The organism is Pseudarthrobacter humi (assembly GCF_024294965.1).
Taxonomy (GTDB): domain Bacteria; phylum Actinomycetota; class Actinomycetes; order Actinomycetales; family Micrococcaceae; genus Arthrobacter; species Arthrobacter humi.
Window position 1 is genome coordinate 39,554 of the sequence record NZ_JANCLV010000017.1, and the last position, 21,842, is coordinate 61,395.

The window sequence follows — 21,842 nt, forward strand, 5'->3', positions numbered from 1 at the left end:
ACAGTGACGGTGGACCAACACATTGCGGACAAAGAAAAGATCCCCGGCACGGATGCCGGGGATCTTTCCTTCGCCGGAGGCCACGCAGCTGGCGGCCGCCGGGCGGGGGACTAGACCAGCGTTACGCCGGTAGCCTGGGGGCCCTTGGCACCCTGACCGATTTCGAACTGAACGCGCTGGTTCTCGTCGAGGGTCTTGAAGCCACCGGTCTGGATTTCCGAGTAGTGAACGAAGACATCGCCATCGGAGTCATCCGGGGTGATGAAGCCGAAGCCCTTTTCAGCGTTGAACCACTTGACGGTTCCCTGTGCCATTTATTTCTCCTCATTATGGAACTTGTCTAAGTCCGGCACACCTCGTGCCGGACTCGGTCACTCCGCGAGAAGAATCCTTCAATGCCGTTCCTGGGAACCTGCGCTGCAGGAGCTTCGCGCTCGCAACATGTCTTGCGAGCATGAAAAACACCTACACAAAGACTGGTCTAAGAATTTCACGCCGATTCCGTCAGGTCAACGGTCTGAACGGCCAATACAGCAAATTTTGCGTATAAAAAGGATGAATCCCCTTGTCAGGGGGCCGAAGGCGTCACCGGTGCGGATATCCGGGGTCTGAAAAGCGGAACTCGGCGTCATAAAAGCGGATAGCGGGCCTCAGAAAAGCCGGGAGTCGCTGTCGTCCACGCCGCGCATGGCGTCGTAGTCCAGCGTGATGCAGTCGATGCCGCGGTCGTTGGCCAGCACCTTGGCCTGCGGCTTGATCTGCTGGGCAGCGAAGATGCCGCGGACCGGGGCCAGCAGCGGATCGCGGTTCAGGAGTTCCAGGTAGCGCGTGAGCTGCTCCACGCCGTCAATGTCGCCCCGCCGCTTCAGCTCGATGGCCACGGTGGCCCCGCTGGCGTCACGGGCCAGGATGTCCACCGGGCCGATGGCGGTGAAGTACTCGCGGCGAATGAGCGAAAAACCTGAGCCCAGGGTCTCGATCTGATCGGCAAGCAGGCGCTGCAGGTCGGCTTCGACGCCGTCCTTGATCAGGCCGGGGTCCACCCCGAGGTCGTGGGCGGACTCGTGCAGCTGCTCGTGGATGTTGATGATCAGGCGGTCATCGGTCTTGGCGGACTGGACGGTCCACTGTTCCGTGACGCCAAGTTCCAGGTCAATGTCCTCCGGCGAGGTCACCCGCAGGGTTGCAGGCGGGCTCATCCAGTTCAGCGGCTTGTAGGAGCCGCCGTCGGAATGAACCAGCACCGAGCCGTCGGCCTTGACCAGCAGGAGCCTGGTGGCAAGGGGGAGATGGGCTTTGAGCCGGCCAACATAATCAACTGAACATCGGGCTATGACAAGTCGCACGCCGTACACACTACCGGGGCTGGGGCAGAATGGAGCCATGCCGCGTTCCAACCGTCCCCGCCGCCCTGCCTCCGGAAAGCCGGGCATAGCTGGCGGAAAGCCGGTAGGCAAGAAGGGCAACGGCGACGTTCCCGAGTTGGATTTGGAGCGGGCACGGGCTGGAATCGCCCGTCGGGAGAGCGCGCCCGACGGCGAGTGGACGGTCAGGACCATGACCGCCAGGAACGCGGAAAAGACTTACATCTGCCCCGGTTGTTCCACCGCTGTGGTCCCCGGCATCGCCCACCTGGTGGTCTGGAAGGAAGATCACATATTTGGTGCGGCGGCAGGCCTGGCTGAGCGCCGCCACTGGCACACCAACTGCTGGCTGTCCCGGACGTACCGTTACCGCTGACTCGGAATAGCCCGGGCGAACGGCTCCGCCCCGGAGAAGCCGCGTTACGAGCCAGCGCACTGCGCCTGCGGACGCTGGGAGTCGCTAAGCTGGCAGGCATGACTTTTGATCCCGCGTCGTACGAATTCAGTCAGCCCACAGGGCCCGCACCCATCCGCGCGTCAACGGTACTGCCGGCCCGGCGCGAGAACATCGAGCTCCGCACGGAGGATGGCCACACGCTGGTGGGGGAACTGGCGCTGCCCGAGTCCGGCCAGATCACCGCGACGCTGATCACCCTGCATCCGCTTCCGACGCACGGCGGCTTTATGGACTCGCACGTGTACCGCAAGGCGTCCTACCGGCTTCCGGCCCTGGCCGGTGTGGCCGTTCTTCGTTTCAACACGCGCGGGACGGAGTCGCCGCGGGGAACCAGCGCAGGTTCCTTCGAAGAGGGGATCGGCGAGCGGCAGGACGTTGAGGCGGCGGTACGTTTCGCCGTCGAACGCCAACTGCCCAACCGGTGGCTGGTGGGCTGGTCCTTCGGCACCGAACTGGCGCTGATGTACGGTGCCGTTGAGCCGGTGGCGAGCCAGATTGAAGGTGCCGTCCTGCTGTCGCCTCCGCTGCACCGCGCCACCGACGCCCACCTGCGCCTCTGGGCGGACTCCGCCAAGCCGCTCACCGTCCTCGTCCCGGAGCATGACGACTACCTCCAGCCCGCCGCCGCCGCTGAACGTTTCAGCCTGGTGCCGCAGGCCCGGGTGGTGGGTGTCGACGGCGCCAAGCACCTTTGGGTGGGGGAGAAATACGCTTCGCGCGTGCTCAACGAAATCGTCGATGAGGTGACGGAGGCAGGCTCCGGTCCCGAAGGCCTGCCGCAGGTGTGGAACGGCCCGGTGGCCACCGCGGCCGCCTAGCAGCGGGTGCCGCTACTGGTGCCCGTCCGCTAGTGCTTGTCCTGGCGGACGATGTAGATCTCCTTGACCAGCAGCAGGATGGCCGCCGCCGTCGGGATGGCGATCAGCGCGCCCAGCACTCCGAGCAGGCTGCCGCCGGCAATGACCGAGATCACGGCCACGGCGCCCGGGACGGCCACGGCTTTCTGCATGATGCGCGGCGAGATGAAGTAGGCCTCGAACTGGAGGTAGGCGAAATAGCAGATGCCGTAGACGGCGGCGGTCTGCCAGCCCTCCGTCAGCGATACCAGCAGGACCACGATGCCGGCGATCATGCCACCCACCAGGGGGATGAATGCCAGCAGGGCCACCACGAAGGCCAGCAAGAGGGCGAACGGGACACCCACAATGGACATCACGATGAACGCGAACATGGCATTGAGCAATGCCACGCAGGCCTGCCCGATCACGTAGTTGCCGACGGACCGGGTGATCTCCTCGGAGAGGGCTTCCACCCGGGCCCGGCGGGACCGCGGCGCCAGCCGGTAGCCCCACTTCTTCATGGCCGGGAGGGCTGCCAGGAAGTAGAGGCTCAGGACCAGGACGATCAACGTTCCGAAGAGACCGTTGGCCAGGGTCGACCCGAAGCCAACCACGCCACCGAAGATCCCGCCCATCGCCTCGGGGTTGTTGACGAACTTGTCGAGTTCCTCGTTGATGCGGTCGCGCACACCAAACTGGTCATCCACGTTCCGGAAGAACTCAGAGTCGATGAAGTCCCGTACCCAGGTGGGTGCCTGCACCACAATTTGGGTGACCTGTTCCACGATGGTGGGGATGAGGGTAGCGAAGAACCCTCCCACAGCCACCACCAGGACCAGGACGGCGAGGAGAATGCCGACCGGGCGGGGAATCCGGCGGTTCTCCAGCCAGCCGACCACGGGTTCCAGGCCTAGGGCAATGAACAGGGCAGCCACAATCCACAGCAGCAGTTGCGTGGTGTTGGAGCCGATCCAGTAGACCAGCAGGGCAAGGCCCACCCCTACAGTGCCCATGAAGCCCATATAGAGGGGATGCTGCATCGACATCCGCGGACCCGGACGGCCAAACTGTTCGGGCGTCCCGGCGGTCTCGCCGTCGTCGGTGGCGGCAGGTTCTTGCGTGTGGTTGTATTCCGGCGGGAACTCAAACCGGAGCCTGGGCTGGGCGCCCGGCAGCGGCTGGCGCAGGCGCCGTACAAGCTGGCCCAGGGCGGCAGGTGCGGAGCCCCGTCGCTTCGTCGTCGCAGGCGTGCCCGGCGAGGATTCCAAAGCGCCAGCGGCCGGTTGATTTTCGTGTCCCGGGGAGGACTCTTCCGTCTTGTCAGTCACTGGATTCTGGGGCCTGTTCCGTGCGTGGCGCCGCATTTGCGGGCCGGTGTGATGATCATCGCAAACACTATCAGCAGCCTTGCCAACAGGAGCGAGGGCGCCCGTCGGGCCACCCGGGCGCCGCCGATTCCGGACCCCCGCTGGCGCCCAAACGGGGGTTCCGGTAACAAAACGGTTACTATTGAAAGTAAACCCCCGCGAATGATAGGTGTTTCCTTTGCGCTTCAAGACTGCAGTTGCACTCGTGCTGCTCGGCCTCCTGACACTTCTGGCCGGTATTGGCCAGAAGACAATCTGGGCTCCCTCCGAGACCTTTACGGCTTCCGCCCCGGCAGATGCCGCGGAGGCCCCACTGACCGTCATCGACCAGAAGCTGCGCACTGCGCAGGGCGGAACGGTGAAGATCAAGATCGAAGGCGACGGCAACTTTATGCTCGCGGCCGGCCGGCCTGACGACGTGGACGCCTGGGTGGGCCCGACGGCCCACAACACCATCACTGGGGTTTCCGAGGACAACAAATCCCTGCAGGTTGAGCACGCAGACGGCGACGCCACGGCGCCGAATCCGTCCGGATCCGACCTCTGGGTTTCCACTGAGAACGCGAGCGGTGAGCTGGAGTACTCGTGGACACCGCCCGCTGACGGCGAATGGTCACTGCTGCTGGCGTCCGATGGCACCAAGCCCGCCCCGTCGTCGATCTCCATGACGTTCCCCAATGACACCTCCACCCCGTGGGCCATCCCGCTCATGGTGATTGGTGGCCTGCTGATCCTCGCCGGCACTGCCCTGCTGGTCCTGTCCGCACGCAAGCAGGACGGCGAAGGCAACGGCACGGGAAGCCTGTTCGCCCGGCGCGCCCGGGCCAAGGCCGAGGCAAGGTCCGCCTCACGGCTCGGCATGGTGTCCGGCGGCATGGTCACCGCCGCAGTGACCGCCCTCGTTGTGGCCGGAACAGGTGTTGCTGCGAACGCTGCCACTACGCCCGCTCCCGCTCCCGGATCAGCATCGCCGGAGGCCGCCGGGGCGGCCGCGCCGGTCCTCCTGGACGCCCAGTTCCGCAGGATCCTGGAGCAGGTCTCCAGCACCACCGACGCCGGTGACGCCGCAAAGGACGCAGCCAAGCTCGCAGAGCGCGTAGCCGGAACGGAGCTTGAGGTCCGTACGCAGAACTACAAGATCCGTTCCCAGGTGGGAACTTATGAAGCCCGGATGCCCGTCCGTTCCACCAAGCTCCTCACCACGGTGGTCACCAGCGACCGCAGCTGGCCGCGTTCAGTCCTCGCCGTTACGCAGGGTGACGGCAACGTCGTCCCGCAGCTGCTCACCCTGGTCCAGCCCTCCCCGCGGGAGAACTACAAGCTGACCGAGACCACCCCGCTGCAGCCGGGAACCACGTTCCCCGCCATCGGACGGAACGGCACCGACACGCTGGCCGCCAACGACAAATCCGGCCTGCTGTACAGCGGCGAAGAAGCCCTGGCCGGGCTGGCCGACCGCTTGACGAATTCAGAGTCGAGCTTCAAGGACAAGCTCGTGGAGGGCGCATCCTCGCCGTACATCGCCGATACGCTCTCCTACCAGGCCGAGGTAGTCAAGTCCGGCGAAAACGGCAACTTCTCCTTCACCCACAAGGTAGTACCGGAAAGCACTGTGGTGTTCCGGACGGCCGACGGCGGGGCGCTGGTGCTGGGCCGGATCAACTTCGGCTTCGATGGCACGCCCAAGGCCTCCGGTGACAAGCTCACTATCGGCGACGACGCCGCGGCGCTCGCCGGCGGCAAGGAAACCACCACCGGCATGGTCCTGGACTTTGCTGAATCAATGGCGGTCTACGTTCCGCCGGCAGGTTCTACGGATCCCATCAAGCTGGTGGCCGCTACGCGCGGGCTGGTAGGCGCAAGCTTCAAATAGGCCCGCAGGGTCCAGTCCCGGATGCAGTACCCCCGGCAGCGGCCGGAGTGGCTAGAGTGGAAAGCATGAGTTCGCCAGCTTCCCGCCCAGTCCCTCCCGCCGCTGCCAGCCTGCTTAACCTGCGTGGCGCCGTCGACCTTTCATCCCTGAAACAGCGCCAGGCGCCGCCTGCGGCTCCCGGCAATCCGCCTGTTTCCGGGGATGCGGGTGCCAGCGCAGAAGCCGGTGCGGTAACGCCCGACGACGGCGCGGCACCGCTCCGGGTCACTGTCACCGAAGGCAATTTCCAGGAACTCGTGGAGCTTTCCGCCCAGGTTCCGGTGGTCTTCGCGCTATGGGCCGCGTACTCGCCGGAATCCGCCGCGATGCTCGAATCGCTGGAACGGGTCATCAACAGCTACGGCGGCCGCCTGGTCCTGGGGGCGGCGGACATCGACGCCTTCCCGCAGCTGGCACAGGCCTTCCAGGTCCAGGCCGTCCCCACGGCAATCGCCGTCCTCAAAGGCCAGCCGGTACCGCTCTTCCAGGGCGGCGCCGAGGAATCCCAGATCCGGCCCCTCCTTGATGAACTGCTGAAAGTCGCGGCCGCCAATGGGGTTACGGGCAGCCTCGGCGGGGGCAGCGCGCCCATGGAGACTGAACCAGCACCTCTTCCGCCGCTGCACCAGGCCGCGTTCGACGCCATTGAGGCGGGCGACTATGAGGCCGCCGCCGTGGCCTACCGGCAGGCCCTGCTGGAAATGCCCGCCGACGCCGAGGCCAAGGCCGGCCTGGCCCAGGTGGAGCTGATGGCCCGGCTCCAACCGCTCTCCGCCGAGGACTCGGAAGCCTTGCGTACCCTCGCCGCCAACGAACCTGACAATCTGGCCGCCCAGCTCGGCGTGGCGGACCTGGACGTGTCCGGCGGCCATGTGGAAGACGCGCTCAACCGCGTGGTCAGCTTCATCGGCCGGAACTTCGGCCCAGAACGGGAGACCGCCCGCGTACGCCTCCTGGAACTCTTTGACGTGGTGGGCACGTCCGACCCCCGCGTTGCCAAGGCACGCCAAGGACTCGCCAGGGTCCTGTTCTAGTGCCGGCCCTGTTCCAGCCGCTCAAGCTCCGCTCCCTGGAGCTCACGCACCGCGGCTGGGTATCACCCATGTGCCAGTACAGCTGCGGTCCCGACGGCGCCCCGGGGGTTCCGAACGACTGGCACCTGATGCATCTGGGCTCCTTCGCCGCGGGCGGCGCGGCGTTGATCCTCACCGAGGCGGCCGCCGTGAATGCCGCCGGCAGGATCAGCCCCCGCGACGCGGGGCTATACAACGACGAACAGGCCGAGGCCTGGCAGCGGATCACGTCCTTTGTGCACCGGCACGGTGCCGCGGAAGCGAAGATCGGCGCCCAGCTTGCCCACGCCGGCCGGAAAGCGTCCACCTACTGGCCGTTCGCCGGGCAGCGGGGGAGCGTCCCGGAATCCGACGGCGGCTGGCCCACGGTGGGGCCGTCAGGCCTTGCCTTCGACGGCTTTGCCGAACCCGCCGCGATGACCGAGGCGCAGATCCAGGACGTCATTGCCGATTTCGCGGCCGCCGCGGTGCGTGCCGTGGACGCCGGCTTCGACACCGTGGAGATCCATGGCGCGCACGGCTACCTCCTGCACCAGTTCCAAAGCCCGCTGATCAATACCCGGACCGATTCCTGGGGCGGGGATGAGGCCGGACGGAACCGGCTGATGCTCGCCGTCGTTGATGCCGTCCGCAACATCATCCCCGAATCCATGCCCCTGCTGCTGCGGATTTCAGCCACCGACTGGGCGCCCGGCGGCGTCGATGTCCAGGCTTCGGTCCGGCTGGCCGCCCGGGCGGCGGAGCACGGAGTTGACCTCATCGACGTCTCCAGCGGCGGGGCCGTGGCCCACCAGGACATCAGGCCGGGTCCGGGCTACCAGACGGAGTTCTCCGCACGCATCCGCCGGGAAGCCGGTGTCCCCACAGGCACCGTGGGCCTGCTGACTTCCGCAGGCCAGGCCGAGCACGCCGTGGCCACCGGGCAGGCCGACGGCGTGTTCATTGCCCGGGCCGCGCTCCGGGATCCGCACTGGTGGCTCCGCGCGGCGTTTGAACTGGGGCACGACCTCCCCTGGGCACCGCAGTACGAACGGGCCATGCCGCGGCATTCGTTCTAGGCTTTCCTACGCCTTTTGCACTACTCCCGCGGGAGGACCCCCTCGGCCGGGCCCTGGGTCTAGGCTGGCATCATGACTGCTGCGCATCCTGATCCCCACTCCGATCCGGTGGTGCACTCCGGGCCCGTTCCCGCCTTGTCCATCCGCGGCCTCGCCAAGCGTTTCGGCGGAAAAATCGCCGTGGACGGCATCAGCCTCGATGTCCCGGCAGGCTCATTCTTTGGCATCGTGGGGCCCAACGGCGCCGGCAAGACCACCACGCTGTCCATGGCCACCGGCCTGCTGCGGCCCGACTTCGGGACAGCCGTTGTCCATGGGGTGGACGTCTGGGCCCGGCCGCTGGAGGCCAAGAAACTGATGGGCATCCTCCCTGACGGTGTCCGCCTCTTTGACCGGCTGACCGGCGAACAGTTGGTCACCTACGCGGGGCTGCTGCGTGGCATGGACAAAGACGTGGTGGCCTCCCGCGTGGGGGAGCTGTTGTCCGCCCTGGACCTCTATGAGGACGCCGGGACCCTCGTGGTGGACTATTCGGCCGGCATGACAAAGAAGATCGCCCTCGCCTCGGCCCTGATCCACGCCCCGCGGCTGCTGGTGCTCGATGAACCATTCGAGTCCGTGGATCCCGTCTCGGCAGCCAACATCCGGTCCATCCTGGACAGTTATGTAGCCTCCGGCGGGACGGTGATCGTCTCGAGCCACGTCATGGACCTGGTCCAGCGCATGTGTGACCACGTCGCCGTGGTGGCGGCCGGCAGGCTCCTCGCCACCGGGACCGTGGACGAAGTCCGCGCCGGCGCAACGCTGGAAGAAAGGTTTGTCCAGCTGGTCGGCGGGCGCAACCACACGGAAGGCCTGGAATGGTTGCGCACCTCCTAAGGCTCAAACTGACACTGCTGCGGAACGGCCTTCGCCGCAGCCCCTGGCAGCTCGTCGGCCTGGCGTTCGGCGGGCTGTACGCGCTTGGCGTCGTGGGGGCACTGGTCGTGGCCCTGGTCCTCTTGCGCCGCGCGGACCCTGAACTGGCGCAGACGGCGGTGGTGCTCGGCGGTTCTGCGGCCCTCCTGGGCTGGGGCATCGTCCCCGTGGCAGCATCAGCTGTGGACCTGACCCTGGACCCTGCGCGTTTCACAACCTCCGCCATTCCCATGCGGCAGCTCCTGACGGGGCTGGCCCTTGGCGGGCTGATCGGCATTCCCGGCATCGCAACCGCGCTCGTGGCGCTCGCCACCGTGTGGACCTGGGCCCGCGGCCCACTCCCGGCCGTTGCGGCCCTGGTGGGTGCCGCCGTGGGAGTCCTGAGCTGCATCGTGCTCTCCCGGGTGGTGACCACGGCAACCGCGAGCCTGGCGTCGTCGCGCCGGTTCAAGGATGTCAGCGCCATCGCATTTATGGTCCCGCTGGTCCTGATGGGCCCGATCGTCGCCGGTGTGGGCCGGGGTGTTTCCGCCTCGACGGGTTTCCTGCCGGAGTTGGCCGGCACCTTGTCGTGGACACCGCTTGGTGCCGCGTGGTCCCTCGGCGGCGATGTCGCCGCCGGACGGCCGGCTGATGCCGCGGTTAAACTCCTCATCGCCCTGGCCACCCTCGCCGGCCTGGCGTGGTGCTGGAAGCTGCTCCTGGAGCGGGCCCTGGTTAATCCGCCCTATGCCGGAAGCGGGAGCCGCAAAGGCGGAAAACTGGGGCTGCTTGGCCTGCTGCCGGCTACACCCGCCGGTGCCGTGACCGCGCGGGCACTGATCTACTGGCTGCGCGATCCCCGCTATTCCGGTTCCCTGGTGGTGGTCCCGCTGCTGCCCATCCTGTTGGTGTTCCAGGGCAGCCAAAGCGGAGATTACGGGACCCTGGCCTTCGCTGCGCCGCTGGCGGCGTTCCTGCTGGCCTGGTCCATCTCGGCGGATGTCTCCTATGACAACACGGCATTTGCGCTGCACCTGGCAACCGGGGTGAAGGGGATCGACGACCGCCTGGGACGGGCGCTCGCCTGCCTCGCCTTCGCCCTGCCGGTGGTATTGATCTTCGCCGTGGGCCAGTGCTTCTTTACCGGCAGCTGGTCGGAACTGCCCGGCCAGTTGGGCTTGAGCCTGGGCATCCTCTTCACCGGGCTTGGCTTGTCGTCCGTGGTGTCGGCACGCTACACGGTGGCCGTCCCGTTGCCCGGGGACAGCCCGTTCAAGAAACCGCCGGGCAATGTAGGGCAGACCCTCGCCGTGCAGTTCGCCGGCATGGGGATACTGAGCCTGCTGGTCCTGCCCGAGGTAGGACTGTTCATCGCGCAGCTGGTCACGGGAAACGCCGTGTTCGGGTGGACCAACCTGGCCGTCGGCCTGATGCTGGGACTCGCGCTGTTTGGCGCCGGAGTCAGGCTGGGTGGAAAGTGGCTTGATGCCCGCGGACCCGAACTGCTGGCCCAACTGACCGTCAACCGCTGACTCCGTAAAGCACCAGACGAAAAGCACCAGAAAGGCGGCCGGACATGGAAGTTGTCATCCTCCAGGGCAGCAAGCAGATCGGACAGCTCGTCGCCGATGCCATCGAGGCCCTGCTCCGGCGAAAGCCCACCGCTGTACTGGGCCTCGCCACGGGGTCATCGCCGCTGCCGGTGTACAACGAGCTGGCGGCCCGGCACCAGCGTGACGGGCTGGACTTCAGCAGTGCCCGTGCCTTTGCCCTGGACGAATACGTGGGGCTGGACCACAGGCATCCGCAGTCCTACCGGGAAGTCATCCGGCGGGAATTCACCAGCCGGGTCAACATCGCCGAAGGCAACGTCCATACGCCTGACGGGGCAGCCGAGGACCTGCCCGCGGCCTGTTCCGCCTACGAGGATGCCATGCGGGCAGCGGGCGGCGTGGACCTGCAGCTCCTGGGCGTGGGTACGGATGGCCACATCGGCTTCAACGAGCCCGGTTCCTCGCTCGCATCCCGGACCCGCATCAAAACGCTGATCGAACAGACGCGCCGGGACAACGCCAGATTCTTTGGCAGCCTGGCCGAGGTGCCGCACCATGTGGTGACCCAGGGGCTGGGCACCATTCTCGAGGGCCGGCACGTTGTCCTCATCGCTACCGGGGCCCAGAAGGCGCCGGCCGTCCGCGACTTCGTGGAGGGGCCCGTCGCAGCCATCTGCCCGGCCTCGGTCCTCCAGTTCCACCCGCACGCCACCATCCTGGTGGATGAGGCCGCGGCATCGTCGCTGAAGCTCGCCGACTTCTACCGGCACACGTACGATCACAAGCCTGCCTGGCAGGCGCTGTAATTCCGCCCACACACCACGCACGTGCGGAGCGGCGTTGCGCTCAACAGCCGACGACGGCGGGTGCGGTGCGGGCAAAACGGTCCTCCCGCCGTCGAACGTCCTCCGTCCCGGGACGCTAAGATGGATGCCATGACTAGCATGACGGACCCTCTCGAAAACGACCCGATGCGCGAGCTTTCCGGGGCTGGAACGTCCACGGCAACCATCGAGCGCGAAGAGCTGCGCCAGGAAGTGGAGCCCGGTGACCGGGAACGCTTCTCGCACTACGTGCGCAAGGAAAAAATCATGGAATCCGCGCTGACGGGTGATCCTGTCATTGCCCTGTGCGGCAAAGTGTGGACGCCGGGCCGGGATCCGCAGAAGTTCCCGGTGTGCCCCATGTGCAAAGAGGTTTATGACGGCCTCCGCCCGGGCAACGACGGCGGCAAGGGTCCCGGAGGGGACTCGGGCAACAACAAGTAGTGACGGAGACGCTCTTTGGCGGACCCACCCTGCCACCGGCTTATCCGGAACGCGCAGCCTGGGGAACCGCCCAAAAACTCCGTGCCTGGCAGCAGCAAGCACTTGACCTCTACTTCAGGACCGATCCCCGCGACTTCCTGGCCGTAGCAACCCCCGGCGCCGGCAAGACCACCTTTGCGCTGCGCGTGGCCTCCATGCTCATCGAATCAGGGGCGGTCAACCGCGTCACCATCGTGGCTCCCACGGACCATCTGAAACGGCAGTGGGCCGACGCCGCTGCCAAGGTGGGCATAGCCATCGACCCCAACTTCAAGAACTCCGACGGCCAGCACGGCCGCGGTTTCGTTGGCGTGGCCGTCACGTACGCCCAGGTGGCCAGCAAACCCATGCTGCACCGCGCCAAAACCGAGGCAGCCCGGACGCTGGTGATCCTTGACGAGATTCACCACGGCGGCGAAGCCCTGTCCTGGGGCGACGGCCTTCGTGAAGCGTTTGACCCTGCGGTACGGCGGCTCTCCCTGACCGGTACGCCGTTCCGCTCCGACACCTCGCCCATCCCGTTTGTTGAATACGCGCAGGACAAGGACGGCATCCGGCGCTCGAAAGCGGACTACACGTACGGCTACGGCAATGCCCTGCGTGACCACGTGGTGCGCCCGGTCATGTTCATGGCCTACTCGGGCCAAATGCGGTGGCGCACCAGCGCCGGCGAGGAAATGGCGGCCTCCCTGGGCGAGTCCGCGGTCACCAAGGACATCACGTCGCAGGCGTGGCGGACGGCGCTGAACCCGGCCGGGGAATGGATTCCCGCTGTCCTGGCGGGGGCGGACAAACGCCTCAGCGAAGTGCGCCGCACGGTTCCGGACGCCGGCGGGCTGGTCATCGCCACGGACCACGAGGATGCCAGGGCCTATGCCGGGCAGCTGAAAAGGATCACCGGCGAATCGCCCACCGTGATCCTGTCCGACGACGCCAAGGCCTCCAGCAAGATCGAGGAATTCACCGTGAGCGAGAAACGGTGGATGGTGGCCGTCCGCATGGTGTCAGAAGGCGTGGACGTGCCCCGGCTCTCCGTCGGCGTCTATGCGACGTCCACCTCGACGCCGCTGTTCTTCGCCCAGGCCGTGGGCCGCTTTGTGCGCGCCCGGAAACGCGGCGAAACGGCCTCGGTCTTCCTGCCGTCCGTGCCGACGCTGATGGCCCTGGCCAACTCGATGGAGGCCGAACGCGACCACGCGCTGGACCGCCCCGAGAAAGAGGACAGCGACGGCCTGTTCAATCCTGAGGACTCGCTGATGGAAGAGGCCAACCGGGAGGACAAGGCGTCCGACAGCCTTACGAAGGGCAAGTTCGAGGCCCTCGACTCACAGGCGTCCTTCGACCGCGTATTGTTCGACGGCGGCGAGTTCGGCACCGGGGGAGAAGTGGGCTCGGAGGACGAACTGGACTTCCTGGGCATCCCCGGACTGCTGGATGCCGAGCAGGTGGGGACCCTGCTGCGGCAGCGCCAGCACGAACAGCTCAACCGCAAGAACCGGCGCGCACCGGCAGCCGAGCCGGCCGCCGCGGCGCCGGCCATACCGGACCACCGGATGCTGATGGACCTGCGCAACGAACTGGCCAAGAACGTGGCGGCCTGGGCGGCGCGGACGGGAACCCCGCATGGTGTGGTGCACACGAAGCTGCGGACGGTCTGCGGCGGCCCTCCAGTGGCCCAAGCGAACGAGGAACAGCTTCAGTCCAGGCTGCGCAAGCTCCAGGACTGGTTCATCGGCCGGAAGTAGTACTTACGCGACTTCGACGCCGCCCAGCTCCATTTCGGCGACGGCATCCTCCAGGTCCTCGGCAATGCCGGCGGTGAGTGAGCGGATGACGGTGACGGAGTATCCGGCCTGGACCGCGTCCAGCGAGGTGGCCATCACGCAGTAGTCGGTGGCTATCCCCACCACCACCACGTCCTCCACGTCGTGGCTTTGCAGCCAGTCGTCCAGTCCGATGGCGTTGTCCGCGGGTGCGTAGGCTTCCGCGTCAGCGGGCATGGCGCCCGGCTGGCGTTCCCCGGCGGGGACGGCATCCTCAGGTGCCAGCAGGCCCTCAAAGCCGGAGTACGCCGCGGCGAACTGGCCCTTCTGGAAGTAGGCCTGGATGTACTCGCTGTCCAGGTCCGGATGGAGTTCTGCGCCGCGAGTGCCGGCCACGCAGTGCCGCGGCCAGCTGTCCTTGTGATCGGGCGTGTCGGAAAAATGCGCGCCGGGATCGATGTGCCAGTCCTGGGTGGCAACTATGTGGTCGAACTCATGGTGATGGGCGTCAACGTATTCGCTGATGGCTGCTGCTACGTCCGCGCCGCCGGCCACGGCAAGGGAGCCGCCCTCACAAAAGTCGTTCTGGACGTCAACGATGATCAGGGCTCGGGACATCAGTTCTCCTCGTAGATGGTGGGGATGGCAGGCTCGCCGCGCTGCAGGCGGTTGACGACGCCGGGCAGTTCGGCCATGGTGTCCGCGTGCCGTTGGCGGGCGCGGACCACACCCTCGTGTCCGGTCCAGCCCGGCAGCAGCTCGCCGTTCTTCATAAACTGCTGAAGCAGCGGCCGGTCGTTGCCGTCGTCTTCGGGGCGGTGGCCGATGCCCACAATTTCCTGGGTGGCCACCCCCCGCTCGTTGAGCTTGCGCAGCGCGTACTTCCGGCCGCCCATGCTGGTTTTGTTCTTGGCGGTTTTCGCCACGGAGACGAAGTTGCCGGCGTCGTCGGTGCGGCTGACGAGCTTGTAGACCATGCTCGCTGTGGGTGCACCGGAACCGGTGACCAGCGAGGTGCCCACACCATAGGAATCCACCGGAGCGGACTGCAGCGCGGCGATGGCGAACTCGTCCAGGTCCGAGGTGACCACGATCTTGGTGTTCACGTTGCCGAGCTCGTCCAGGAGGCGCCGGACCCACTGGGCCTGGGCCACGAGGTCGCCGGAGTCCAGCCGGACGCCCCCCAGCCCGGGCCCCGCCAACTCGACGGCGGCACGCACCGCTGCTTCGACGTCGTACGTGTCCACGAGCAGCGAGGTGCCGGGTCCGAGGGAGGCGATCTGCGCCTCGAAGGCTTCCCGCTCGGTGTCGTGGAGGAGCGTGAAGGAGTGCGCGGCGGTCCCTACCGTTTTGATGCCGTACCGGAAGCCGGCCTCGAGGTTGGAGGTGCTGGCGAACCCGGCAATAACGGCGGCGCGGGCTGCCGCGACTGCCGATTCCTCGTGCGTGCGCCGGGATCCCATTTCAATGCAGGGCCTGTTGCCGGCCGCGGTGATCATGCGGGAGGCGGCGGAGGCGATGGCACTGTCATGGTTCAGGACCGAGAGCAGGTAGGTCTCCAGCATGCAGGCTTCGGCAAACGTTGATTCGACAATCAGGATGGGGGAGTTGGGGAAGTACGCCTCGCCCTCCGGGTAGCCCCAGATGTCACCGGAAAAGCGGTAGTTCGACAGGTAGTCCAGGGTGTCCTGGTTGACCACGCCGGTCCGCCCCAGGAAGTCCAGCTCGGCTTCGCCGAACCGGAAGTCGGCGATGCCCTCCAGCAGGCGGCCCGTTCCCGCCACAATCCCGTACCGCCGGCCGTCCGGCAGGCGCCGGGCAAAAGCCTCGAAGACCGACCTGCGGTGTGCGGCGCCCGAATGTAGGGACGCCTGCAGCATGGTCAGCTCGTAGTGGTCTGTGTAAAAAGACGTGCGGGGATGGTCCCAGCTGGCGGAGGTACTCACAAAATTCACTCTAGTCCCCACCGGCTCCCACGTCTCGCTTCGCTTCGCCGCGGGGCCCCCGCCGGCGTGGGCCCATGCTCCCCATAGAATGGACAGATGACCTTAAGCGTTGCGCTCGGCCCCGATACACAGGAGGGCACCCGGACCGGGACAGAGGCGTCCACCGACTCCCTGACCGCCCCGGACATCCCTTGGAACCTGGTGATCTGGAACGATCCCGTCAACCTGATGAGTTACGTCAGCTATGTCTTCCAAAGCTACTTCGGCTACACCGAGTCCAAGGCCAACAAGCTGATGATGGAAGTCCATAAAAAGGGCCGGTCCATTGTGGCCCACGGCAGCAAGGAACAGGTTGAGCGGCATGCCGTGGCCATGCACGGCTTCGGCCTCTGGGCCACGGTGGAGAGGGCCTCCGGCGGGAATGGTGGAAGCTCCAAAAACTCAGGAAAGTCCGGCGGGTCCGGGCAGGGCAAGGGGAAACGTGGCTAAGGCATTCAAATACGGGCTCAAGGGCATCACGGGGTTCCTGGAACCCGCCGAACGGGAACTGCTCCGAAGCCTGATCGATGACGTTATCTCGATGCTTCAGCCGGCCGAACACACCAGCCAGGATCCGCTGGCCGCCCTGATCGGACTGGATATGGACGTCCAGGAACCTACAGACCGTGCCGTTAAGCGGTTGCTGCCCAACGTGATGAAGAACGACGACGGCGCGTCCCTGGAGTTCCGCCAGCTCACCGAGCGCTCGCTGCGGGAAACCAAGATCGGCGCGCTGCGCGCTGCCGCGCTGGACCTGGACAGGGACGAAGTGGTCCTCACCGCCGAAGGGGCAAGGTTCTGGTCCATGGCCCTGAACGATGTGCGCCTGGTGCTGGCGGAACGCCTGGATATCCGGGATGAAGAGGACGCCGAACACGTGCACCTGATGCAGGACTGGTCCCAGGCCGAGGACGTGGAAAGTTACCTCGCCCTGGTATACAACTTCACCACGTGGCTGCAGGAATCACTGGTCCAGGCGATGCTCCAGTCCCTTGACTCGCGGACCTGAACTGCTGTCCTGTTCGGGGATTCGACCGCCAATGTGACAAATTTGACATGAGTCGGGCGCCACAATGTGATGGCTGCGGCCCCGGGGAAGACCTATCCTCGAATAATCATGACTACAGCCTCGAGCATGGATCCGTCAGGCGCAGCCGCATCGGAGTCCGCAGCCAGCAGCACCACCGCCCAGGTGGGGTCCCGCCCCATCGGCATCTTTGATTCCGGTGTCGGCGGACTGACCGTGGCGCGGTCCATCATCGACCAGCTCCCCAACGAGTCCATCCTCTATGTAGGGGATACCGCCAACGGGCCCTACGGGCCCTTGCCCATTGCCGAAGTCCGCGCCAATGCCTTGGGCGTGATGGACGAACTGGTGGACTCCGGCGTCAAGCTGCTGACCATTGCGTGCAACTCGGCGTCGGCCGCTGTCCTGAGGGACGCCCGCGAGCGGTACACGGCGAAATACGGCATCCCGGTCATCGAAGTGATCCAGCCGGCCGTCCGGCGGGCTGTCGCTGCCACCCGCAGCGGACGTATCGGCGTCATCGGAACCTCCGCCACCGTTGGTTCACGGGCTTACGAAGACACGTTCGCCGCCGCGCCGGACCTGGCGATCACGTCCGTGGCCTGCCCCGAGTTCGTGAGCTACGTGGAGGCCGGGATCACCACCGGGCCAGCCTTGCTGGCTATTGCCGAAGCGTACCTGGCGCCGCTGAAGGCGGCAGGCGTGGACACCGTGGTGCTGGGCTGCACGCACTATCCGCTGCTGACAGGCGTCATCTCGTTCGTGATGGGCGACGCCGTGACGCTCGTGTCCAGCGCGGAGGAAACGGCGAAGGACGTGTACCGGGCCCTCGCCACCCATGATCTTCAGCGCACTGCTGCAGCACCGCCGGAACACCATTTCATCGCCACCGGTGACGCCGGCCAGTTCGAAACGCTGGCCCGCCGTTTCCTGGGGCCGGAGGTCCTGTCCGTCAGGCACGTGGACCATGTGGCGGCCCAATACCCCACCGGCAGCCTGGCGCGGATCACCCCCGAGATGATCGCGGCTGCGCAGACTGCCAGTGCCCGGCAGTCGTCGGGACCTCGGATTTCGAACTTTGTGGGCGCCCACCGGGCCGGAGGACCTGCCCTGTGAAGCTCACCATCGTCGGCTGCACCGGCTCGTTTCCCGGCCCGGGCTCGCCGGCGTCCTGCTACCTCCTGACCGCCAACGACGGCGAGCGGACGTGGAAAATCGTGATGGACCTTGGCAGCGGCGCCCTTGGCGCCATCCAGCGCTACACGGACCTTGAGGACATCGACGCGATCTTCCTCACCCACCTGCACCCGGACCACTGCATGGACTTGTGCGGCCTGCATGTGGCCGTCCGCTGGAAGCCCGGCGGCTGGGGACGCGGCAGGATTCCGGTGTGGGGCCCCGCCGCGACGGCGGACCGGATGGCCACCGCCTACGGCCTGGAGCTCGATCCGGGGATGCACGAGGAATTCGACTTCACCAACTGGACCGAACGGGAATCCGTCACGGTGGGGCCGTTCACGGTGACGCCGTTCGCAGTGAACCATCCCGTGGAGGAGGCCTACGCCCTGCGGGTGGAAGTGACCGAACCGGACAAGCAAGGCAACTCGGTCAGCCGGATCCTGACGTATTCCGGGGACACCGATTCCTGCGCCGGGCTGGAGGAAGCGGCAAAGGACGCTGACCTGTTCCTGTGCGAGGCCGCCTTTGAGGAAGGCCGTGACGACGACATCAAGGATGTCCACCTGACCGGAAAGCGTGCCGGCGAGGCTGCGGAAAGCGCGGGCGCACGCCGGCTGCTCCTCACGCACATCCCCGTCTGGACCTCGCCCACCACCGTTATGGCCGAAGCGCGCCCCGTGTTCGGCGGCGACGTGGCGGTTGCCGTGGCCGGTGTGCACTACACCGTCTAAGCCGGTTCCCTCGTCTGCTCCTGGCCGCCGGCCGGGGCAGTGAGCCGCCTCGTCCACTGAACGCCCGGCGGGACGGCTCGCCGTGAGTCGATAAGCTAAAGGCATGACTTCTGAAGCAACCGCAGTGCCCGTAGTGCGCGCCGATGGCCGCGCCCCCGACCAGCTCCGCCCCATCAGCATCACCCGCGGATGGTCCAAGCAGGCCGAGGGATCGGCCCTCATCGAGTTCGGCAACACCAGGGTCCTGTGCACGGCGTCCCTGACGGCAGGCGTGCCGCGCTGGCTCAAGGGCGAAGGCCGCGGCTGGGTCACGGCGGAGTACGCCATGCTTCCCCGGGCCACCAACACCCGATCCGACCGCGAATCTGTCAAGGGGAAAATCGGCGGGCGGACCCACGAGATTTCCCGGCTGATCGGACGCTCCCTGCGTTCCATCATTGACACCAAGGCCCTGGGCGAAAATACGATCGTCCTGGACTGCGACGTCCTCCAGGCCGACGGCGGAACGCGCACCGCGGCCATCACCGGGGCCTACGTTGCACTGGCGGACGCCATCCGCTTCGCCCGCGACAACAAGCTGATCGCCAAGAACGCCCAGCCCCTGATCGACACGATCGCAGCGGTTTCGGTGGGCATCATCGACGGCGTGCCCATGCTGGACCTCCCCTACGTTGAGGATGTCCGCGCCGAAACCGACATGAACGTGGTGGTCACCGGATCCGGGAAGTTCGTGGAAGTCCAGGGCACCGCAGAGGGTGCTCCCTTCGACCGGGACGAGCTGAACCAGCTGCTGGACCTCGCCCTCCTGGGCACCACCGCCCTGGCGGCGATCCAGCGCGAAACGCTCGCCGACGCACTGTGAACCAGGACGCTGTGAACCCGAACGCTGGACCTGTCGGCGCGCCTGCACCCCGCCTCGTCCTGGCCACGCACAACAAGGGCAAGCTCAGGGAGCTCCGCGAGCTGCTGCGCGGACAGGTCCCCGGGCTCGACGTCGACACGCAGGTGGTGGACGCCGCGGCGGTGGGTGCGCCAGACGTCGTCGAAACAGGCGTGACGTTCGCTGAAAACTCGCTGTTGAAGGCGCGGGCCGTTGCGGAGGCCACCGGGCTGGTGGCCATCGCCGACGATTCGGGGCTGGCCGTGGACGTACTGGGCGGGGCGCCTGGAATCTTTTCCGCACGCTGGTCCGGCCGGCACGGTGACGATGCCGCCAACCTGAAGCTTCTGCTGGACCAGCTCTCCGATGTCCCTGACGGGCACCGTGGAGCCGCGTTTGTCTGCGCTGCGGCCCTGGCTGTCCCGGGACCGGGCGCCGGGAGCCGCGAAGTGGTGGAGTACGGCCAGCTTGAGGGGACTCTTTTGCGCGAACCCCGCGGTGACGGTGGCTTCGGCTACGACCCCGTGCTGCGGCCGGCCGGCGAGGACCGCAGCTGCGCTGAATTGTCACCGGAAGAAAAGAACGCGATCAGCCACCGCGGGAAGGCCTTCCGGGCCCTCCTGCCGGCTATCGTCGGCGCGCTCGCCCGGCAGTGACCCTACGGGAGTTTTTGTCCAGATATCGTGACTTTGCCAGGCTCGAACGGGCGATATCCGGACAATAACGCCTGGGGAGACATTCGTCATTTCCGCCGGCCTCCTTCGGCAGGGCCGCGAAGGCAGTATTTTGGGGCGGTCCGATACGATGTTGCTGTGAACGCGCGCATCGATCACTTGGTCATCGCCGCAGATTCGCTCGAACAGGGCGTCGCCTGGTGCGAGGCCACATTCGGCGTTCAGCCCTCCCGTGGAGGCAAACACGCCCTGATGGGCACGCACAATCGAGTGTTGGACATCAGCACGGTGCGCTTCCCGCAGTGCTATCTGGAGATCATCGCGATTGACCCTGATGCCCCGGCCCCGGGTCGGCCGCGTTGGTTCGGGCTGGACCAGCCAACGTTGCGCGAGGCGGTGCGCCAATGTCCCGTACTGGTGCACGCAGTCGCGCGGACGGGCATGATGGAAATGCTGCGGCAGCGCCTGGCCAACGTCGACCTCGACCCCGGCGTACCACTGGCAGCGCAGCGCGATACGCCGCAAGGCCTGTTGAAGTGGCGCATTACAGTACGCGACGATGGCCGCACCCAATGCGCTGGCGCGTTGCCGACTTTGATCGAATGGACGGGAGCACATCCCTGTGATCACCTCCCGCCGACGCTCTTGGCGTTGCAGGAATTGGTATTACAGGGCGTGCCGCAGGAGGCGCTTGACGTGTTGAAGCTGCCAGGAGTGCGGGCGACCCCCGTGGGGCTTGCCCACGCCGCGCCGCTCAGCGCCACACTGAACTCGCCGCGCGGCACCGTGACGATCGATGCCTGGCACCCCGAGGACTGAACCGCCGGAGGGCAACGGAGCGACCGGGGAGCAGCGAGATGCTGCGTGGTGAGGGCTCAGTGGTCCCGGTGGGTCTTCCGCTCGGCCTCGGGTTCGTGTTCCTCAATGAATTCCTCCACGGCGTCCGTGCCGAACTTGGCAGCCTGGCGCTTGGCCGAGAATCCGCGGAGTACTTCGATGCCGATCGGAATCACTGAAACCAGGACGATGACGATGAAGATGATGTCCAGGTTCTCGCGGACCCACGGGACCCTGTCACCCAGCAAGTAGCCCAACAGTGTGACACCACTGCCCCACAGGACCGCGCCGATCACGTTGAAGAGGAAGAACTTCTTTTTGTTCATCTGGGCCACGCCAACGATGACGGGCACGAAGGTCCGGATGATCGGCACGAAGCGGGCGAGGATCAGTGCCTTGCCGCCGTGCTTTTCGAAGAAGGCGTGTGCGTTCTCCACGTTTTCGCGCTTGAAGAGGCGGGAGTTCGGCTTATTGAAGATGGCGGGGCCGGCCTTGGAACCGATCAGGTAGCCGGTCTGGTTGCCGATGATGGCGGATATGGTGATCAGGAGCGCCAGGAGCCAGACATTGAACTGGATGGTGTCCGTTGCCACCAGAAGCCCCGCCGTGAACAGCATCGAATCGCCGGGAAGGAAGAATCCCACCAGCAAGCCCGTTTCGGCGAAGACAATTCCGCAGACGAGCAGCACCACCCAGGGCGCAAGTGCTGGATCGGCCAAGAAAATCTGAGGGTTCAGCCAGTCGGGCAGGAAGGATGCCAGCTGCGGCTGGACCGGTCCTGCACCACCCAGCATGGGCACGGCAAGGTCGCTGATCGCAAGAAAGTTCACCTACTCAGGGTACTTGACGCACTCTCGCTGCCCGGCGTCGGACGCGTGATATCCGCGACAGGGCCGCCCCGATGACACGGAAACGGCCTTGTCCGGCGGTAAAGTA

23 protein-coding genes are annotated in these 21,842 nt (G+C 66.3%); 17 read left to right on the forward strand and 6 right to left on the reverse strand.

Going from position 1 to position 21,842, the window contains the following annotated elements; all coding sequences use genetic code 11:
* Window positions 1-110: 110 nt before the first annotated feature.
* The gene (locus NFC73_RS18380) at window positions 111-314 is read right to left on the reverse strand and encodes a cold-shock protein (protein WP_011692441.1); all 204 of its coding nucleotides are present in this window, start codon (window positions 312-314) and stop codon (window positions 111-113) included.
* A 336-nt stretch (window positions 315-650) separates the two neighbouring features.
* A complete protein-coding gene (nucS, locus tag NFC73_RS18385; RefSeq protein ID WP_254752555.1) occupies window positions 651-1,346 on the reverse strand; it encodes an endonuclease NucS in 696 nt (231 codons plus the stop codon).
* A gap of 37 nt (window positions 1,347-1,383) precedes the next feature.
* On the opposite strand from nucS, the gene NFC73_RS18390 reads away from it, so the two are divergent.
* Both NFC73_RS18390 and NFC73_RS18395 read left to right on the forward strand, forming a co-directional pair.
* Window positions 1,384-1,740: an Rv1322 family protein gene (locus NFC73_RS18390; RefSeq protein ID WP_254752557.1), complete on the forward strand. Its 357-nt coding sequence runs from the start codon at window positions 1,384-1,386 to the stop codon at window positions 1,738-1,740.
* A 98-nt stretch (window positions 1,741-1,838) separates the two neighbouring features.
* Window positions 1,839-2,639, forward strand: coding sequence for an alpha/beta hydrolase (locus tag NFC73_RS18395; RefSeq protein WP_252600080.1), 801 nt, complete (start codon window positions 1,839-1,841; stop codon window positions 2,637-2,639).
* 29 nt (window positions 2,640-2,668) lie between these two features.
* Here the strand turns inward: NFC73_RS18395 and NFC73_RS18400 are convergent, their stop codons facing one another.
* Window positions 2,669-3,988, reverse strand: coding sequence for an AI-2E family transporter (locus NFC73_RS18400; protein ID WP_254752559.1), 1,320 nt, complete (start codon window positions 3,986-3,988; stop codon window positions 2,669-2,671).
* A 217-nt stretch (window positions 3,989-4,205) separates the two neighbouring features.
* On the opposite strand from NFC73_RS18400, the gene NFC73_RS18405 reads away from it, so the two are divergent.
* The 8 genes from NFC73_RS18405 to NFC73_RS18440 all read left to right on the forward strand — a co-directional run bounded on the left by NFC73_RS18405 (window position 4,206) and on the right by NFC73_RS18440 (window position 13,575).
* Window positions 4,206-5,900: a DUF8094 domain-containing protein gene (locus tag NFC73_RS18405; protein WP_254752560.1), complete on the forward strand. Its 1,695-nt coding sequence runs from the start codon at window positions 4,206-4,208 to the stop codon at window positions 5,898-5,900.
* 65 nt (window positions 5,901-5,965) lie between these two features.
* On the forward strand, window positions 5,966-6,973 hold the full coding sequence (locus NFC73_RS18410; RefSeq protein ID WP_254752562.1) for a tetratricopeptide repeat protein: 1,008 nt from the start codon (window positions 5,966-5,968) through the stop codon (window positions 6,971-6,973).
* Complete coding sequence (locus tag NFC73_RS18415; RefSeq protein WP_254752564.1) at window positions 6,973-8,070, forward strand: NADH:flavin oxidoreductase/NADH oxidase; 1,098 nt, start codon at window positions 6,973-6,975, stop codon at window positions 8,068-8,070. The genes NFC73_RS18410 and NFC73_RS18415 overlap by 1 nt, the downstream gene beginning before the upstream one ends.
* Window positions 8,071-8,142: 72 nt before the next feature.
* Window positions 8,143-8,949: an ABC transporter ATP-binding protein gene (locus NFC73_RS18420; RefSeq protein WP_254752583.1), complete on the forward strand. Its 807-nt coding sequence runs from the start codon at window positions 8,143-8,145 to the stop codon at window positions 8,947-8,949.
* Window positions 8,931-10,502 carry a transporter gene (locus tag NFC73_RS18425; protein ID WP_254752585.1) on the forward strand — a complete coding sequence of 524 codons (1,572 nt, stop codon included), beginning with the start codon at window positions 8,931-8,933 and terminating at the stop codon, window positions 10,500-10,502. Before NFC73_RS18420 ends, NFC73_RS18425 begins: the two co-directional genes overlap by 19 nt.
* A gap of 44 nt (window positions 10,503-10,546) precedes the next feature.
* Window positions 10,547-11,329, forward strand: a complete 783-nt coding sequence (nagB, locus tag NFC73_RS18430) for a glucosamine-6-phosphate deaminase (protein WP_254752587.1) — start codon at window positions 10,547-10,549, stop codon at window positions 11,327-11,329.
* A gap of 120 nt (window positions 11,330-11,449) precedes the next feature.
* A complete protein-coding gene (locus tag NFC73_RS18435) occupies window positions 11,450-11,791 on the forward strand; it encodes a DUF3039 domain-containing protein (protein ID WP_056349372.1) in 342 nt (113 codons plus the stop codon).
* Window positions 11,791-13,575, forward strand: coding sequence for a DEAD/DEAH box helicase (locus NFC73_RS18440; protein ID WP_254752589.1), 1,785 nt, complete (start codon window positions 11,791-11,793; stop codon window positions 13,573-13,575). The genes NFC73_RS18435 and NFC73_RS18440 overlap by 1 nt, the downstream gene beginning before the upstream one ends.
* A gap of 3 nt (window positions 13,576-13,578) precedes the next feature.
* Here NFC73_RS18440 and NFC73_RS18445 read toward each other — a convergent pair whose 3' ends face one another.
* Together NFC73_RS18445 and NFC73_RS18450 are read right to left on the reverse strand one after the other, a co-directional pair.
* On the reverse strand, window positions 13,579-14,211 hold the full coding sequence (locus NFC73_RS18445; RefSeq protein WP_254752591.1) for an isochorismatase family protein: 633 nt from the start codon (window positions 14,209-14,211) through the stop codon (window positions 13,579-13,581).
* On the reverse strand, window positions 14,211-15,539 hold the full coding sequence (locus NFC73_RS18450) for a nicotinate phosphoribosyltransferase (protein WP_254752593.1): 1,329 nt from the start codon (window positions 15,537-15,539) through the stop codon (window positions 14,211-14,213). Before NFC73_RS18450 ends, NFC73_RS18445 begins: the two co-directional genes overlap by 1 nt.
* A gap of 96 nt (window positions 15,540-15,635) precedes the next feature.
* On the opposite strand from NFC73_RS18450, the gene clpS reads away from it, so the two are divergent.
* From clpS to NFC73_RS18485, 7 genes are all read left to right on the forward strand, one after another.
* Window positions 15,636-16,028 carry an ATP-dependent Clp protease adapter ClpS gene (clpS, locus tag NFC73_RS18455; protein WP_141140951.1) on the forward strand — a complete coding sequence of 131 codons (393 nt, stop codon included), beginning with the start codon at window positions 15,636-15,638 and terminating at the stop codon, window positions 16,026-16,028.
* On the forward strand, window positions 16,021-16,587 hold the full coding sequence (locus tag NFC73_RS18460; RefSeq protein ID WP_254752595.1) for a DUF2017 domain-containing protein: 567 nt from the start codon (window positions 16,021-16,023) through the stop codon (window positions 16,585-16,587). The genes clpS and NFC73_RS18460 overlap by 8 nt, the downstream gene beginning before the upstream one ends.
* A gap of 69 nt (window positions 16,588-16,656) precedes the next feature.
* The gene (gene murI / locus NFC73_RS18465) at window positions 16,657-17,721 is read left to right on the forward strand and encodes a glutamate racemase (protein WP_254752596.1); all 1,065 of its coding nucleotides are present in this window, start codon (window positions 16,657-16,659) and stop codon (window positions 17,719-17,721) included.
* Complete coding sequence (locus NFC73_RS18470) at window positions 17,718-18,515, forward strand: MBL fold metallo-hydrolase (RefSeq protein ID WP_254752598.1); 798 nt, start codon at window positions 17,718-17,720, stop codon at window positions 18,513-18,515. Before murI ends, NFC73_RS18470 begins: the two co-directional genes overlap by 4 nt.
* Before the next feature lie 103 nt (window positions 18,516-18,618).
* The gene (rph, locus tag NFC73_RS18475; RefSeq protein ID WP_058932038.1) at window positions 18,619-19,377 is read left to right on the forward strand and encodes a ribonuclease PH; all 759 of its coding nucleotides are present in this window, start codon (window positions 18,619-18,621) and stop codon (window positions 19,375-19,377) included.
* An 11-nt stretch (window positions 19,378-19,388) separates the two neighbouring features.
* Window positions 19,389-20,051 carry an RdgB/HAM1 family non-canonical purine NTP pyrophosphatase gene (gene rdgB / locus NFC73_RS18480; RefSeq protein ID WP_254752600.1) on the forward strand — a complete coding sequence of 221 codons (663 nt, stop codon included), beginning with the start codon at window positions 19,389-19,391 and terminating at the stop codon, window positions 20,049-20,051.
* A gap of 156 nt (window positions 20,052-20,207) precedes the next feature.
* Complete coding sequence (locus NFC73_RS18485) at window positions 20,208-20,888, forward strand: VOC family protein (RefSeq protein ID WP_254752602.1); 681 nt, start codon at window positions 20,208-20,210, stop codon at window positions 20,886-20,888.
* Between the two features lie 56 nt (window positions 20,889-20,944).
* Here NFC73_RS18485 and NFC73_RS18490 read toward each other — a convergent pair whose 3' ends face one another.
* Window positions 20,945-21,721, reverse strand: a complete 777-nt coding sequence (locus tag NFC73_RS18490) for a DedA family protein (protein WP_254752616.1) — start codon at window positions 21,719-21,721, stop codon at window positions 20,945-20,947.
* Window positions 21,722-21,842 lie beyond the last annotated feature (121 nt).

Coding starts and splice junctions, on each gene's coding strand:
- NFC73_RS18380 (WP_011692441.1), bottom strand. CDS start 314: ATGGCACAGGGAACCGTCAAGTGGTTCAACGCTGAAAAGGGCTTCGGC.
- NFC73_RS18390 (WP_254752557.1), top strand. CDS start 1,384: ATGCCGCGTTCCAACCGTCCCCGCCGCCCTGCCTCCGGAAAGCCGGGC.
- NFC73_RS18395 (WP_252600080.1), top strand. CDS start 1,839: ATGACTTTTGATCCCGCGTCGTACGAATTCAGTCAGCCCACAGGGCCC.
- NFC73_RS18410 (WP_254752562.1), top strand. CDS start 5,966: ATGAGTTCGCCAGCTTCCCGCCCAGTCCCTCCCGCCGCTGCCAGCCTG.
- NFC73_RS18420 (WP_254752583.1), top strand. CDS start 8,143: ATGACTGCTGCGCATCCTGATCCCCACTCCGATCCGGTGGTGCACTCC.
- NFC73_RS18425 (WP_254752585.1), top strand. CDS start 8,931: ATGGTTGCGCACCTCCTAAGGCTCAAACTGACACTGCTGCGGAACGGC.
- nagB (WP_254752587.1), top strand. CDS start 10,547: ATGGAAGTTGTCATCCTCCAGGGCAGCAAGCAGATCGGACAGCTCGTC.
- NFC73_RS18435 (WP_056349372.1), top strand. CDS start 11,450: ATGGATGCCATGACTAGCATGACGGACCCTCTCGAAAACGACCCGATG.
- NFC73_RS18445 (WP_254752591.1), bottom strand. CDS start 14,211: ATGTCCCGAGCCCTGATCATCGTTGACGTCCAGAACGACTTTTGTGAG.
- clpS (WP_141140951.1), top strand. CDS start 15,636: ATGACCTTAAGCGTTGCGCTCGGCCCCGATACACAGGAGGGCACCCGG.
- murI (WP_254752596.1), top strand. CDS start 16,657: ATGGCTGCGGCCCCGGGGAAGACCTATCCTCGAATAATCATGACTACA.
- rph (WP_058932038.1), top strand. CDS start 18,619: ATGACTTCTGAAGCAACCGCAGTGCCCGTAGTGCGCGCCGATGGCCGC.